16 protein-coding genes and 4 pseudogenes are annotated in these 14,173 nt (G+C 67.3%); 11 read left to right on the top strand and 9 right to left on the bottom strand.

Annotated features, from left to right (window positions below; translation table 11 throughout):
• Nucleotides 1-5 precede the first annotated feature (5 nt).
• The 5 genes from K0H76_RS15890 (at nt 6) to K0H76_RS15870 (ending at nt 3,243) form a co-directional block, all read left to right on the top strand.
• A complete protein-coding gene (locus K0H76_RS15890) occupies nt 6-929 on the top strand; it encodes an XdhC family protein (protein ID WP_258933605.1) in 924 nt (307 codons plus the stop codon).
• A 76-nt stretch (nt 930-1,005) separates the two neighbouring features.
• Nucleotides 1,006-1,632, top strand: coding sequence for an NTP transferase domain-containing protein (locus tag K0H76_RS15885; RefSeq protein ID WP_258933604.1), 627 nt, complete (start codon nt 1,006-1,008; stop codon nt 1,630-1,632).
• 68 nt (nt 1,633-1,700) lie between these two features.
• Nucleotides 1,701-2,534, top strand: a complete 834-nt coding sequence (locus tag K0H76_RS15880) for a metal-dependent hydrolase (protein ID WP_258933603.1) — start codon at nt 1,701-1,703, stop codon at nt 2,532-2,534.
• Nucleotides 2,535-2,551: 17 nt separating this feature from the next.
• Entirely contained in the window at nt 2,552-2,854 is a 303-nt protein-coding gene (locus K0H76_RS15875) for an MOSC domain-containing protein (protein ID WP_258933602.1), read from the top strand.
• A complete protein-coding gene (locus K0H76_RS15870) occupies nt 2,842-3,243 on the top strand; it encodes an MOSC domain-containing protein (RefSeq protein ID WP_258933601.1) in 402 nt (133 codons plus the stop codon). The genes K0H76_RS15875 and K0H76_RS15870 overlap by 13 nt, the downstream gene beginning before the upstream one ends.
• Nucleotides 3,244-3,305: 62 nt before the next feature.
• Here the strand turns inward: K0H76_RS15870 and K0H76_RS15865 are convergent, their stop codons facing one another.
• From K0H76_RS15865 to K0H76_RS15825, 9 genes and pseudogenes are all read right to left on the bottom strand, one after another.
• Nucleotides 3,306-3,539 (bottom strand): hypothetical protein, encoded by a 234-nt coding sequence (locus K0H76_RS15865; RefSeq protein ID WP_258933600.1) that lies wholly within the window; start codon nt 3,537-3,539, stop codon nt 3,306-3,308.
• A gap of 125 nt (nt 3,540-3,664) precedes the next feature.
• A pseudogene (locus tag K0H76_RS15860) lies at nt 3,665-4,273 on the bottom strand (biotin-dependent carboxyltransferase family protein); the annotation flags it as partial.
• A complete protein-coding gene (locus tag K0H76_RS15855) occupies nt 4,270-4,458 on the bottom strand; it encodes a hypothetical protein (RefSeq protein WP_258933599.1) in 189 nt (62 codons plus the stop codon). The gene K0H76_RS15855 and the pseudogene K0H76_RS15860, both read right to left, overlap by 4 nt.
• The gene (locus K0H76_RS15850) at nt 4,436-5,167 is read right to left on the bottom strand and encodes a carboxyltransferase domain-containing protein (protein WP_258933598.1); all 732 of its coding nucleotides are present in this window, start codon (nt 5,165-5,167) and stop codon (nt 4,436-4,438) included. Before K0H76_RS15850 ends, K0H76_RS15855 begins: the two co-directional genes overlap by 23 nt.
• Entirely contained in the window at nt 5,164-6,015 is an 852-nt protein-coding gene (locus tag K0H76_RS15845) for a hypothetical protein (RefSeq protein ID WP_258933597.1), read from the bottom strand. Before K0H76_RS15845 ends, K0H76_RS15850 begins: the two co-directional genes overlap by 4 nt.
• 43 nt (nt 6,016-6,058) lie before the next feature.
• On the bottom strand, nt 6,059-6,520 hold the full coding sequence (locus K0H76_RS15840) for a hypothetical protein (protein WP_258933596.1): 462 nt from the start codon (nt 6,518-6,520) through the stop codon (nt 6,059-6,061).
• A 6-nt stretch (nt 6,521-6,526) separates the two neighbouring features.
• A complete protein-coding gene (locus tag K0H76_RS15835; RefSeq protein WP_258935446.1) occupies nt 6,527-6,817 on the bottom strand; it encodes an acetyl-CoA carboxylase biotin carboxyl carrier protein subunit in 291 nt (96 codons plus the stop codon).
• On the bottom strand, nt 6,814-7,047 hold the full coding sequence (locus K0H76_RS15830) for a LamB/YcsF family protein (RefSeq protein WP_258933595.1): 234 nt from the start codon (nt 7,045-7,047) through the stop codon (nt 6,814-6,816). The genes K0H76_RS15835 and K0H76_RS15830 overlap by 4 nt, the downstream gene beginning before the upstream one ends.
• 58 nt (nt 7,048-7,105) lie before the next feature.
• Nucleotides 7,106-7,512, bottom strand: a pseudogene (locus tag K0H76_RS15825) (LamB/YcsF family protein).
• Between the two features lie 146 nt (nt 7,513-7,658).
• On the opposite strand from K0H76_RS15825, the gene K0H76_RS15820 reads away from it, so the two are divergent.
• From K0H76_RS15820 to gcvT, 6 genes and pseudogenes are all read left to right on the top strand, one after another.
• A complete protein-coding gene (locus tag K0H76_RS15820) occupies nt 7,659-8,216 on the top strand; it encodes a PucR family transcriptional regulator ligand-binding domain-containing protein (protein ID WP_258933594.1) in 558 nt (185 codons plus the stop codon).
• A gap of 40 nt (nt 8,217-8,256) precedes the next feature.
• Nucleotides 8,257-9,087 carry a helix-turn-helix domain-containing protein gene (locus tag K0H76_RS15815; RefSeq protein WP_258933593.1) on the top strand — a complete coding sequence of 277 codons (831 nt, stop codon included), beginning with the start codon at nt 8,257-8,259 and terminating at the stop codon, nt 9,085-9,087.
• Between the two features lie 226 nt (nt 9,088-9,313).
• Nucleotides 9,314-9,694: a DUF368 domain-containing protein gene (locus tag K0H76_RS15810; RefSeq protein WP_258933592.1), complete on the top strand. Its 381-nt coding sequence runs from the start codon at nt 9,314-9,316 to the stop codon at nt 9,692-9,694.
• Nucleotides 9,631-10,092 carry a DUF368 domain-containing protein gene (locus K0H76_RS15805; protein WP_258933591.1) on the top strand — a complete coding sequence of 154 codons (462 nt, stop codon included), beginning with the start codon at nt 9,631-9,633 and terminating at the stop codon, nt 10,090-10,092. Before K0H76_RS15810 ends, K0H76_RS15805 begins: the two co-directional genes overlap by 64 nt.
• Before the next feature lie 89 nt (nt 10,093-10,181).
• Nucleotides 10,182-13,022, top strand: a pseudogene (gene gcvP / locus K0H76_RS15800) (aminomethyl-transferring glycine dehydrogenase).
• Nucleotides 13,023-13,036: 14 nt separating this feature from the next.
• Nucleotides 13,037-14,152: pseudogene (gene gcvT, locus K0H76_RS15795) on the top strand (glycine cleavage system aminomethyltransferase GcvT).
• Nucleotides 14,153-14,173 lie beyond the last annotated feature (21 nt).

The raw sequence follows: 14,173 nt of genomic DNA, 5'->3' as shown, positions 1-14,173 counted from the left end.
CCGCCATGCTCGATCGCCTGCACGAATACGTCCGCTGCTTCGCAGACCCGCAGCGATGGGCCATTGCGTCGGTGGTGTCCGTCACAGGTTCCTCGCCGGTGCCGGTCGGTACGTCCATGGCCGTCTCGGATGACCTGGAGATCATCGGCGCCCTCTCCGCAGGCTGCGCTGAGACGGCAGCGGCCCTCTCGGCGCAGCAGGCCATCGAGCGTGACGAAGCCGTTGTGGAGGTCTTCAGCCGCGACGGTGAGCGAGTAAGCTCGGTCAATCTGACCTGCGGAGGAGCCATGGAGGTGCTCATCCTGCCGCTCAGCAGAATGCAGGACCTCGAACGGGCCCGGCAGCTCACCCACCAGGACCGGCGGCACCGGGCGAGCCTCAGCATCGACGTTGCCGAGCTGGCAGCCACAGTGCGCTTCGCACGGAGCGCCGCGCCCACGCTGATCCTGACGGGCGTTCACGATTTCTCGCAGCAGCTGGCCGAAGCGGCCGTGCGCGCCGCTGGTGGACCCACGTTGTGGACATCCGGCGCGAATTCGCCATCCCGAACGGTGCCCGCACGGCGCACAGCTGCACGTGGGGCACCCTCCCTTCGTCGTCAGAGACCTCATCTCAGCGGCCGACTCCCATTCACCGCCGTGTGCGTCATGACCCACCACCCGGACCTTGACGTGCCGGTGCTCAGCGAGGCACTCCGCTCGCCGGGCGTCAGCTTCGTCGGCGCCATGGGGTCTCGCTTCGCGGCTGCCCGGCGGGACATGGAGCTGGCGGAGCTGGGACACCCGGCAGCATCAAGGGGCCGGGTCCGCTCACCGCTGGGCCTCGACATCGGGTCCCAGTCGCCCGCCGAAAGCGCCATTTCGATGTTCGCTGAGATCCTCGGGGCCAAGAACGACGCCTCCGATCACCTGGGGAGGCCCTGTCGGTAGCTCGGGGCCTGTCGACCGCCGCAGACCGCGGCACCGCAGCATCCTGCAGCCGATGGCTGCGCACTAGGGCCTGACTGTGGCTCGGACTGTCGCCGTCATACTCGCCGCAGGGGCAGGGCGGCGGCTCGGCGGGCTGTCGAAGCCCCTGCTGCGCTGGAACGGACGCACCCTCTCGGGCCTGGCGATGCAGGCCGCCCATGATGCAGGAACAGAGCCCCTCCTTGTTCTCGGGCACCGATCCGATGAGGTGCTGGGCACCCTCCGAGCGGAGGAGGCTGACCTGCTCAGCGGCACGAGCGTGGTGCACCTGCAGCAAAGCTGCGCGATGGCCGATTCGCTGCAGGCGGGCGTTCATCGGGCAGCTGAGGGCGCGGCGGACCACGTGCTGCTGATGCTGGTGGACCAGCCTTCGATCGGCGCAGCTGCAGCCCGTGCTGTGCTCGCTGCCCATCGCAGGCAGCGCATCACTCGAGGTCGGATCCAGGGTCAGCCCTCGCATCCGGTGCTGCTGGATACGCCCGATGCTCTCGCAGCGGCGGCGCTCGCCGTCGGCGACGAAGGGGCTCGCCGCTTCCTCCGGCAGCACGAGCATCGGACGACGTGGGTGCCGCTGGACGGCATCGCCGAGGCCTGGGATGTGGACGCGCCCGGTGATCTGAAACGTCTTCGCGGCGGAGCCGCGGGTCGGTGCGCGGCCGAGTAGAGTGGCGGGGCCGCCGGAACGGAACCGCGGCTCTTCGCTCACTCACTTCAGGAGTAATCCCTTGGTGAATGCCTCATGATGGGGCGCATCACGCCGCCTGCGGCGCCGCCGCAGGTGTCCTCGCCGCCGCGTCCTTCCAGGTGCCGCTCACATGGCTCTCCGGCCATGTGGAGTGGCTGCCGGACACCCTGACGCTCGGGTTCGGGCTCCTCGGCCCCATGTCAGACTTCGAGATTCTCACCTTCATCTTCGTGTGCCTAAGCGCTGCCCTTCTGGCCGACGCCGACCACCGCCACGCCACCGTCGCGCATTCGCTGCCGCCGGTGAGCGAAGCTGTCTGCGAGCTGGTGGGGAGGGCGGTAGGCGGGCACCGCAACGGCACCCACTCCGTGGTCGGGGTCATCGCGTTCACCGCTGTCGCGTGGGCCGCGTCGCTGATCGTCGTCGAGACAGCCAGCGGGTGCCGTCAATGTGGGAGCGGGGTGATGACGGTGCTGCTGGCCAGCTTTGCCGCGAAGGTGCTGAAGTTCATGCCGTCCTCAGCAAGCAGAGCGCCATGGGCAGTGGGCGCAGCGGTGGGGCCCTGGTGGCCTTCGGCCTCGGCGGAGAGATGCTTCTCTTCCCGCTGGCGGTCGCGCTGGGGATGGTGGTTCACATCGTGGGGACATGCTGACCCCGCAGGGCGTCAACTGGGTGTGGCCGCTGCGCATTCGCCCGCCCCAGTCTCTGCGCCGCATACCCAGCGTGCGGCGGGTTTGGACGCCGGGCGGCCGTCAGGCCCTCCCCGTGCTGGGCAGTGCTTAGGCTCGTGGCGGGAGTGGGTGGTCTGCGTACCGGTGTCGCTGACAGCCGCTGCGGGGACGGCCCTGGCCCTGAGCGGTGCTCTGGTGGGTGGGGCTTAGAGGGGACAATGCACTTCATGGACGTGGTGAGCTTGGGGCTGTCGCCCATGAAGGGAACGCGTCATCTGGCCGTTCCGTCGCTGAGCCTGGATCGGTACGGACCGGTCGGGGATCGTGAGTTCTGCTTGGTCGACCCTGAGCGTCGAGGCGTGATCCGCACGGTGCAGCACCCCGAATTGGTGGGGGCAGACGTGTCGCGGCTCCCGGAGGGACTGCGCGTGCAGCTGCCCGGTCAGTCGGCTCTCACCATGGGTGCGGCAGAGCCCCGTGGGTTCCTGGACGTCGAGTACTGGGGCGCCGCATCCGGGTGGAGCTGCTGAGCGATGAGCTCAGCGAGCTCTTCTCCGCATTTCTGGGCAGGCCGGTTCTGTTCGCGCGAGCCCAGCGCGGCGACGTGGTCTATGGGGATCACATCACCATCACGGCCTCTGCGTCCCTGGCGGAGCTGGGAAGCGACGCCGACCACCGGCGGTTTCGCTCTGCGGTGCACCTGCGCACCGACGTGCCGTGGGCCGAGGAGGGCTGGTGCGGGCGCACTGCGCAGCTCGGGTCAGCCACAGTCACCCTCGGCGGAGCGGTGCCTCGCTGCGCGGTGATCGACGTCGATCCGCAGACCGGCGAACGGAACGGAGATCTGCTCAGGCGTCTGGTAGGCCGGGGCCTAGCCATGCATACCGGGAGCCGGTCTTCGGAGCCTATGCGCGGGTGAGGAGAGGCGGAACGGTGCATCTCGGATCGCCGTTCCGCCTCCTGTGACTCCGCTCCCTGCAGTCAGCTCAGGGAAGCAGCAGCCGCCTCGAGGGCAGCTCGGCGCTCACGCCGGGCGGCGAGCGCCTCGTCCATGTCCACGGGTTCGAATCGGGTCGCCGTGCCGGGAGCGGCCCGTGCGACCTTGTCCATATCGGCGCTGATGACAGTGGCCACCATCCCGAACCCGCCTCCGGAGACGGCGTCTCGGTGCAGGATGATCGGCTGAGTCCCTCCCGGGATCTGAATGGAGCCCATTGCATAGTGGCGTCGACGATGTTGGACGGATCGGAGCCTGCGCCGAAGGGCTGTTTCTTCTGCATCCATTCCACACCGGGCCCGTCATAGCGCAGCCCCATCCGGTCGGCCACCGGCGTCAGTGTCCATTCCTCCTCGGTCAGGTTCCTCAGTCCCTGTTCGGTGAGGCTGTGGTCGTAGAGGCCCAGAACGATGCGAACCTGCTGGCTGGTGCTGAAGTTCGGCCGGTGCTCTTCAGCAATGGTGCTGCCCTGCGGGACGGTCTGAGGCGCTCCGATGGGTATGACGTCGCCTACCTCGAGCTTTCGGCCCTGGAACCCGCCGAGGGTGCCGAGGGCGTAGGTGGAGCGGCTTCCCATCACCACAGGCACATCGACGCCGCCGGAAAAGGCAATGTAGAAGCGTGTGCCGCCCTCAATGATGCCGAAGCTGAGCTCGTCGCCGGCCTCGAGGCGGAGTCTGCTCCACTGCGGCCGGGACTCGCCGTTGATCAGCACCTGCACAGGCGCGCCGGTGACTGCAATCACTGCTTACTCTGAGGCGGTCATGGCCGACCCCATGTAGGTGCACTCCAGGGCCGCCTCGCCTTCGGTGTTGCCGACGAGGGCGTTGGCAAGCTCGTAGGAGTATTGGTCCAGTGCGCCGCCCTGCGGCAGGCCGAGGTGGTAGTAGCCGAAGCGGCCGCGGTCCTGAACGGAGGTGGCCAGGCCGGGCTGGGTGATCTCGATGCTCATGCGAGGGTCTCCAAGAGTCGCTGGTTGTAGCCTTCGGGGTCGGCCTGGGACGCCTCGGCGTCGAACTCGACAGGAAGGGTGCGGTAGGCGAAGGTGCCGGCAGCCACCTGCTTCTGCATGGTCCGGTACTCCTCCTCGGTGACCGGCGTGAACTTCACGATGTCACCGGGCCGGAAGTAGATCATGGATTCTCCGAAGTCCTCGCCCCTCTGCTGGGGGTCGTAGATGGGTCCCGCTGCGAGGCCGAACATCTGGTAGCCATGCGCTCCGGGCACGGAGTATATGACGCTGAAGGCGCCGCCGTGCCCCACGGTCAGCCCGGGGTGCCGGAGGGCCTCGGGCTGAGGTACTTGGGCACCTCCATCTGCTTCTCCTGGTCGGTGAGCTGGAACATGAACGGCAGCCCGGCCACGAACCCGACCATGGTGACCAGCCAGGGGAGGAGTGATGGCGGCGGATGAACTCGTGCTTGTCGGTGAGCCCGTTGACCTTGGCCGCGTAGTCGAGGTCGCTCATGGTGGGCTCCTGGTGGTAGCCCTCCCGGTACTTCCAGACGGTCTCGTCGGTGTAGGGGTCCTCGTACCAGACGGGGACCTCGACGATGCGGGTCTGGAGCACCACGGATGACGCTGCCTTCGACTGCTCCTCAAGCTTCTGCACCTCAGTCCTGAGGTCTCGAGGGTCCAAGATGTCCGGGTCGACCCGCAGCAGCAGGGAGGCGTTGGCCGGGCAGATTTCGATCAGGCCTGCCAGGTCCATGGACCGCAGACCCTGGGCGATGGTCATAGCCCGAGTGTTGGCAGCCAGGCTCATGGCCGCGTCGATCTCCACGAAGAGGAACTCGTCGCCTCCGAAGGTGTAGCGGGCGTTCTCGGGGATGGTTGGTGCGCTCATGCTTTCTCCAATTCGTTGAGAAGACCGGAGTTCTCGATGAACTTGGTGTGGTGGGCGGCCTCCGATAGGGCCTGATGGGAGGCCAGCAGCCTGTGCATGTCCAGCGTGGTGGTGATGCCGCCGATCTCGGTCTCATCCAGGGCTTGGGACAGACGCGAGAGTGCCTTGTCACGGTCGGCGCCGGAGACGATCAGCTTGGCCACCATCGAGTCGTAGAAGGGTGCCACCATGTCACCCTCCTCCACGCCGGTGTCCACGCGGATGGTCTCGCCCGCGGGCCACTTCAGGGCGGAGATCTCACCGGGGCTGGGGAAGAAGCCGTTGGAGGGGTCCTCAGCGTTGATGCGCACCTCGAAGGCGTGGCCGGTGAGGGCGACGTCGCTCTGAACCATGCTCAGCGGCTCTCCGGAGGCGATCATCAGCTGCTGGGCGACGATGTCGATGCCGGTGATCTCCTCGGTCACGGGGTGCTCCACTTGGAGGCGGGTGTTCATCTCGATGAACGCCGCCTCCTCACGCTGCGGGTCATAGAGGAACTCAACGGTCCCGGCGCTGGAGTACCCGCACTGCTCAGCCAGTGCCACTGAGGTCTCCGCGATGGTCTGACGGACGTGGTCGGGCAGGTGCGGCGCGGGAGCCTCCTCCAGAACCTTCTGCGAGCGGCGCTGCATGGAGCAGTCACGGTCTCCCAGGTGGACGGCGCGCTCGCCGTCGGCGAGGATCTGCACCTCAACGTGACGAGCCTGCCTGACGAACCTCTCGAGGTAGACGGTGTCGTCGCCGAAGCCCGCACGGGCCTCCGCGCGGGTGACATCGAGGGCGGAGAGGAAGTCGCCGGCCTCCTCCACCAGTCGGATCCCCGGCCGCCGCCGCCTGCGGACGCTTTGATCATCAGGGGAATCCGATCTCCTCCGCCCGGGCGAGCGGGTCCGCTTCCACGTCCAGGGGACCGTCGGATCCGGCCAGGGTGGGAACCCCCGCCTTGGCCGCCTGAGCGCGTGCGGCGACTTTGTTCCCCATGGTGCGGATGATGCTGGCTGCTGGGCCGACCCAGATCAGCCCGGAGTCGGCAGCAGCCTGAGCGAAGTCGGCGTTCTCAGAGAGGAAGCCGTATCCGGGGTGGATCACGTCCGCGCCCGTGTCCCGCGCTGCCTTCAGCACGGCGGCCTGGTCGAGGTAGCTCTGCTGGGCGGGAGGCGGACCGATGATGACCACCTCGTCGGCCATGCGGGCGCACAGCGAGTCGGCATCGGCCTCGCTGCAGACCTGCACGGTGGAGATGCCGAGGGTCTTCGCGGAGCGGATGATGCGCACCGCGATCTCCCCGCGATTGGCGATCAGGAGCTTCTTCACAGGCTTTCAGCCCTCGTCGACGGTGACGAGCACTGTGCCGGGGACCACGGTGGCCCCGGATTCGGAGTCCACCGATGCGACCGTTCCCGAGACGTCGGACTTGATCTCGGTGAACTGCTTCATCACCTCCACCAGACCCACGGCCTGTCCTGCCTCGACCGTGTCGCCGGGGCTGACGAAGGGGCTTGTCCGGTCCGGGCGTCGTGTAGAAGACGCCGGGGAGGGGAGACGATCTCTGCCATGGTGGTTGTGCCTTTCGTAGGTGCTGCTGGGGGTGGGTGGTGCTCGACCGGTCAGCGGGGCTCATCGAGGACGCTGCGCACGGCGGCGGCAACATCAGGGGAGTTGGGCGCGTCTGAGTGGACGCAGATGCTGGAGAATTCGATGGCCACCTCGGTGCCGTCCACCGACAGGATCGGCTGACCCGTGAGGGCCCGGCGCACTCGGTCCTTCACCGCCTCCGGGTCGGCCATCTCTGGCCTGCGCTGGATGATCAGTGTGCCTTCGGCGGAGTAGTTCAGGTCCACATAGAGCTCGGGGATGAACTCGACGCCCTTCTCCGCGCAGACGCTTTGGTGCGCTGTCTTAAGCCAGGCCGAAGAATGGGACGCCGTACTGAAGGTTCACATCCGCGACGCTGCGCATCAGCTCTTCGTCTCCGGAGAGCATTCCGTAGAAGGCCCCGTGGGGCTTGATGTGGCTCAGAGCGGCGCCGTGGGCCTGAAGAAAGCCCATCAGGGCTCCTGTCTGGTACCGGACCAGGTCGGCAGCCTCGTCGGGGTCAGCGCCATGCGGCGTCGCCCGAAGCCGGACAGGTCCTGGAGCCCGGGGTGAGCTCCGATCCGCAGGCCTCGCTCCGCAGCGAGCGCGACGGTATGGGCCATGGTGTGCGGGTCGCCGGCATGGTAGCCGCAGGCCAGGTTGATGGCATCGACGGCGGACATGAGCGCCTCATCGTTGCCGAAGGAGTGCAGGCCCAGGCCTTCGCCCATATCGGAGTTGATGAAAATGTGCTGATCTGCCATGTGCTTGAGTCTATGGCGGTGCACATGAATGCGTCATGAGGCGAGGTGCACCATCTTTTGCGTGAGTGTGATGCACGTTGCACTACGGTTGCTGCATGCGTGTTTCCGACGTCGTGCGCACCTCTGAGTTCCATATCGAAGTGCGTGTCTCCGGGCCGGAGGGCGCCTTGGAGCGGCCGATCGATTGGACGGTCCCCACCGAGGCGATGGATCCCTCCGGGTTCCTGACGTCGGGTGCGCTGGTGCTGACCTCAGGGGTGGCGCTGAACGTCACCGACCCTCGCATATGGGACGCCTACGTGGAGCGGCTGGTGAAGGTTCCGGTGGCAGCGCTGGTGTTCGGGGTCGGTCCCGCGCATAAGCAGGTTCCCCAAGGGCTGGAGGCGGCCTGCGCGCATTATGGCCTGCCCCTGCTGGTGGTGCCGTCAGACGTCCCCTTTCCCCTCGTGCACCGGGAAGTCCAGGACACGGTCTCCGCGGAGCGGTACGAGATGATCCGCGACGGTTCGGCCTTGGCGCAGAGGTGCACCGAGCTGGTGGCTCGGGGCGGCACGCTGCAGGATCTTCTGGAGCAGATCGCCGCGGCGGCGGGGAGCGGGTCAGTGTGGAGGACAGGACGGGGCGGAGCTGCTTCGGGCAGGCGGACCGGGCCCGCTGCTGCAGCGGACTGAGTTCACGCTTCCCACCGAGGATGCTGACTCGTTCCGGCTTGTGGTCGAAGTGTCCACGCCGTCGCAGATGATGAGCCCGCTGATTCAGCCGGTGACGGCCGTGCTTGCGATGCACCTGGCGGCAGCCTTGGGGTCCACGGCCGTGGTGCATTCGCGCGGGGCGGGAAGACTCGTCGGTGCGATCTTTGCCCGAAGCAGCATCGCAACGGAGGAGCTGGTCTCCCTGGCCCAGGAGGCTGAGCTTGACCCCTACCGTCCGATCGGCGCCGTGGTGCTTCAGGCCGAGCCGGGACGATCCATCACATATCTGAGGACACTGTCGTGGCGCATCCGGACACGTCTGGCCGCCGAGTACCCGACGATGCGATTCGTGGAGGATGCGGACATGTCGACGATGCTGGTCCAGGGCCGTGGGCTGGAGGCTGCTCGCTTGCAGGATTCGGTGCGCACGGCCATGGGCAGGTCTCCGGCGGCCCGCGGAATGGTCGATGCGGTGGTCAACGCGGCAGAGCTGGGGCTCGTCCTGAGGCATATGCGTCGGTGTGTGGACGCAAGCACCGATGCCGCCGGTGTCCGCCGCGCTCCGCCGATGAGCTTCGACGCGTTGGTGGACGCTCTGCGGCATCCCGGCACGGAGTCCATGGCACGCCGGCTGGTGGCGCCGCTGGCTGCTGCCGAGCACGCTCCGCTGCGCGAGACGCTCGAAGTCTTTCTCCGCAGCAGCGGCACAACGGCTGCGGTGTGCGATGAGCTGTTCATCCACCGGAACACCCTTGCTCACCGTATCCGCAAGATCGAGGAGCTCCTGGGAATCGGACTCCAGGACGGTCAGTCCCGTGCGCTCCTCATGCTCAGCCTGCGGCTCGCCTAGTCACGAACATCACGCCGCAGCGACGCCCGTGCGCAGTGCGGCCGCGTACTGTGGTGACCTGTGAACGAAGCATCAGCAGCGCCCGCCGCCGAGCGGCGAACCTCCCTCCCCGGAAACGTGGTGCGCGGGGCCCTCATCGGCATCGTCGAGACCGTCCCGGGGTCTCCGGGGAACAGTTGCCCTGGTCGTCGGCATCTATCACCAGCTGATCCGATCCGCCTCACTGGTGGTCTCGGCCGGTCGTGCCCTCATCACCGGGCCGCGGCCCGACGACCCCGCCTCGACTCGACGGGCTGCCGCCGGCGTGCACCTGCGCGACGTCGACTGGCGCGTCATCATCCCTGTGCTCATCGGTATGCCCGTGGGTCTGTTCGGCGCCGTGCAGCTGCTCAGCCCCGCCGTGGAGACCTACCCCGAGCTGACGCGTGCCGCATTCTTCGGCATGGTGCTCGCCTCGATCGCAGTGCCCGTGCGGATGGTAAGCCGACTGGCGCTCAAGCACTGGCTGGCGGGGCCGCCGCCGCAGTCGTCACCTGGGTGCTGGTGTCCCTGCCTCCGACCAGCGCGTCACCGTCCTGGTGGATCATTCTGCCCGCCGCAGCGGTAGCGGTCTCAGCTCTGCTGCTGCCCGGGCTGTCGGGGTCATTCCTGCTGCTGACCTTCGGCCTGTATGAGCCCACCATGGCCGCCGCGCGAGACTTCGACCTCGGATACTTAGGCGTCTTCGCCCTCGGCATGGTGCTGGGTGTGGTCAGCATCGTCAAAGGTCTCAGGTGGCTTCTGATGCACCACCACACGTTCACCATGGTGGTTCTGGCCGGGGTCATGCTAGGCGCACTGCGGACCCTCTGGCCCTGGCAGACCGCTGGCCGTGAGCTTCTGGGCCCGGCCGACAACCTCGGCGCCGTCCTGGCTCTCGGCGCAGCCGGGTTCATCATTGTGGCGATCCTCGTCATCATCGACACCCGGCTGACGAGGCAGCAGAAGCGGGCCGAGGTCCGGTGAACGCGCCGTGAACGTGGCACAATCGACCAAATGGCCCCCGTCTGACCGGATTTCCTGATCGTCACATCGCCCGCGACGGTGAAAGAACCATGCTCGAGACCATCGGCTTCGAGTCGCTCGACGAGCTGGTTGACGCAGCCGTGCCCGCGGACATCCGCCAAGATGGGCCGCTGAGCCTCTCGGCAGCGGTGCAGGAGCACCAGGTCCTGAAGCAGCTGCGCGCCTACGCCTCCAAGAACCATCTGAAGTCGAACATGATCGGCCAGGGCTTCTACGGCACGCATACGCCGTCGGTGATCATGCGCAACGTCCTCGAGAACCCCGCCTGGTACACCGCCTACACCCCTACCAGCCGGAGATCAGCCAGGGGCGGCTCGAAGCACTGCTGAACTTCCAGACGATGGTCTCGGACCTCACGGGCCTCGACATCGCCAACGCCTCCCTGCTGGACGAATCCTCGGCCGTCGCCGAAGCCATCCTGCTCATGCGTCGCAGCAACAAGAAGCACGCAGACGCGCCCGTGGTGATCGATTCCGACATCTTCCCCAGACCCGGGCAGTGATCGCAGGACGGGCCGAAGCCGTTGGCATTGAGCTGATCTTCGCCGACCTCGCAGCGGAGGGCCTGCCCGCTGGCGATATCTGCGGCATCGTCCTGCAGCAGCCGAGCTCCTCCGGGCGCGTGGCAGACCGCAGCGCACTCATCGCCGAGGCCAAGGAGCGAGGCGCTCTCGTCGCCGTCGCCGCGGACCTTCTGGCCTGCACCTGATCACCCCGCCAGGCGAGCAGGGAGCGGACATCGCCGTGGGCTCCGCGCAGCGCTTCGGCGTGCCCCTGTTCTTCGGCGGGCCCCACGCAGCCTTCATCGCGGTGCGGGAAGGACTCCAGCGGCAGCTTCCCGGCCGACTGGTCGGCGTCTCCGTAGACGCTGAGGACCGGCCCGCCTACAGGCTTGCCCTGCAGACCCGCGAGCAGCACATCCGCCGGCAGAAGGCCACCTCCAACATCTGCACTGCTCAGGCGCTGCTGGCCGTCGCCGCCGCCATGTACGGGGTGTACCACGGCCCCGACGGGCTCAAGGAGATCGCCGAGCGGATTCACGTGCAGGCGCGCGCCGTTGCCGAGGCGCTCGCCGACTCGGGCCGCGAGCTGGTCAGCGACTCCTTCTTCGACACCGTTCAGTTCCGCACCGCGGACCCGGCAGAGGCCGAGCGCCTGGTGGCACGCACCGCCGACCTCGGCATCAACATACGCCGCGCAGGCGATTCGGTCGTGAGCATCAGCGTCGACGAGGCCACCACAACCCGGGACCTCTACCTGCTCGCGTACGGCCTCGGACTGGTGGCCAAGCCCAGCGCTGCAGCCCAGCTGTTCGACGAGGTGATGATCGAGGGTGACTACGCATTCGGCGACGACCTGGTGCGCACCAGCGACTACATGACGCACCCGATCTTCCACACGGTGCGCACCGAGACCCAGATGATGCGTTACCTGCGTCGGCTCGCCGACCGCGATCTTGCCCTGGACCGCACGATGATCCCTTTGGGCTCGTGCACCATGAAGCTCAACGCTGCTGTGGAGATGGCAGCGATCAGCTGGCCCGAGTTCGCCGATATTCACCCCTACGCGCCGCACGACCAGACGGAGGGCTGGCGGGCGCTGATCGCTGATCTGGAGTCGAAGCTGGCCGAGATCACCGGCTACGCAGAGGTGTCCGTGCAGCCCAATGCTGGGTCGCAGGGAGAGTATGCGGGGCTCTATGCGATCCGCCAGTATCACCTGGCCAACGGCGATGCGGACCGGAGCATCTGCCTGATCCCCGCCTCCGCCCACGGCACGAATGCTGCGTCTGCAGTGTTGGCGGGCCTTGAGGTGGCAGTGGTCGCCTCCGCTGAGGACGGCACGATCGACCTCGCGGACCTGGATGCGAAGCTCGAAGCCAATGAGGGCCGCATCGCAGCCATCATGATCACCTACCCGTCCACCCACGGCGTGTTCGAAGCTGAGGTCGGCGAGGTGTGCTCGAAGGTCCACGCCGCGGCGGGCAGGTCTACATCGACGGTGCGAACCTCAACGCTCTGGTCGGCCTGGCCAAGCCCGGATCCTTCGGCGGAGATGTCAGCCACCTCAACCTGCACAAGACCTTCTGCATCCCCCACGGGGAGGTGGGCCCGGCGTGGGGCCGGTTGCCGTCGCGGACCACCTGCGCAGATACCTCCCCTCCACTGCGGTGGGCACCGGGGAGTACGACGCGGCGGGAACGCTGCGCACCGGCGCGCCGCTGACAGCCTCGCCGTACGGATCCGCGGGCGTGCTGCCGATCAGCTGGGCCTACATCGCCCTGATGGGCGCTGACGGCCTTCGGGGCGCCACGCAGCAGGCGCTGCTGAGCGCCAACTATGTCTCGGCGCGGCTGGCAGAGCACTACCCGACCCTCTACTCCGGGTGGCGCCCGAAGGGATGGAGCTGGGGCTGGTGGCCCACGAATGCGTGCTGGATCTTCGCCAGCTCACCAAGGATTCGGGCATCACCGCCGAGGATGTCTGCAAACGGCTCATCGACTACGGATTCCACGCGCCCACGCTCGCGTTCCCCGTGGTAAGCACCCTGATGGTCGAACCCACTGAGTCGGAGGATCTGGAGGAGATCAACCGGTTCATCGAAGCGATGATCACTATTCGCGCGGAGATTCAGGCCGTCATCGACGAGGAGCTCTCCGCCGAGGATTCCCCGCTTCGGAACGCTCCCCACCCGGCCGACGTGCTGGTGTCGGACGAATGGGAGAGGGCCTACACGCGGGAAGAGGCGGCGTTCCCGGTGGCAGATCTTCGCCAGGACAAGTACTTCCCACCTGTGGGCCGGATCGACAACGCTCACGGAGACCGCAATCTGGTGTGCGCGTGCCCGCCGCCTGAGGCATTCGCCAACTGAGGAGAGCTGACACGATGGCTGAGCTGAAGCAGAGTCCGCTGGCTGCCGAGCATGAGGCGCTCGGCGCCTCGTTCACCGAGTTCGGCGGGTGGCAGATGCCCCTGAAGTACTCCTCTGAGCTGTCTGAGCATCGGGCGGTCCGTGAGGCCGCCGGGCTCTTCGACCTCTCCCATATGGGGAGGTGCGGGCAATCGGACCGGACGCCCCGGAATTCCTGAACGCGGCGCTGGTCTCGGACCTGGCCAAGGTTCAGCCGGGTCGAGCGAAGTACACGCTGATGGTCACCGCCGAGGGCGGGGTGATCGACGACCTGATCGTCTACCGGATCGAGGACTCTGAGTACCTGCTGATTCCCAACGCCTCCAACCGCGAGCGGGTTGTGGCTGAGCTGGAGGCGCGGGCCAGTGGGTTCGATGTGGAGATCTGGGATGAGACCGAGGGATCAGCCTGATCGCTGTTCAGGGGCCCAAGGCGGAGGAGATCGTGTCCTCCGCGGTGCGGCTGGATGAGACGTACCTGGTGGAGGGGCTGAAGTACTACGCCCACACCACGGTCACCATCGGTGGGGAGCAGGTGCTGCTGGCGCGCACCGGGTACACCGGGAGGACGGTTTCGAACTGTACCTGCCCTATGACAAGGCAGGCGCCCTATGGCGAGCTCTTCTGGAGCGCGGCTCGGAGTTCGGCCTCGTCCCCTGCGGACTCTCCTGCCGCGACTCGCTCCGACTGGAGGCGGGAATGCCGCTGTATGGGCAGGAGCTTTCCGAGGAGCGTCTGCCGCAGGAGGCGGGCCTGCCGGTGGTCTCCTACTCCAAGTCTCAGGCGTTCGTGGGCCGCGACGCTTTGGAGAAAGCGCGTGAGGCCGGGCTCGGCAAGACCTCGGGCAGGAGGCTCGTAGGGCTGAAGGGTGCGGGCAAGCGTGCTGCGCGTGCCGGTTCCACAGTGCTGGACGAGGCGGGGAATGTCATCGGTGAGGTCACCTCCGGTGCCCCGAGCCCCACTCTGGGCCACGCGATCGTCCTGGGCTACGTCGACGTCGCCTTCAAAGAGCCGGGAACGGCGCTTCAGGTCGATGTCCGCGGCAAGCCTCAGGACGTCGAGGTCGTCGAACTCCCGTTCTACCGCCGCTGAACCGGACCTGTCCTTAGGGAC

Origin of the sequence: Nesterenkonia pannonica (assembly GCF_019575955.1) — a bacterium.
Classification (GTDB): Bacteria; Actinomycetota; Actinomycetes; order Actinomycetales; family Micrococcaceae; genus Nesterenkonia; species Nesterenkonia pannonica.
Note: the sequence above shows the minus strand (reverse complement) of the source record. Positions and strands in the feature narration are given on the sequence as shown.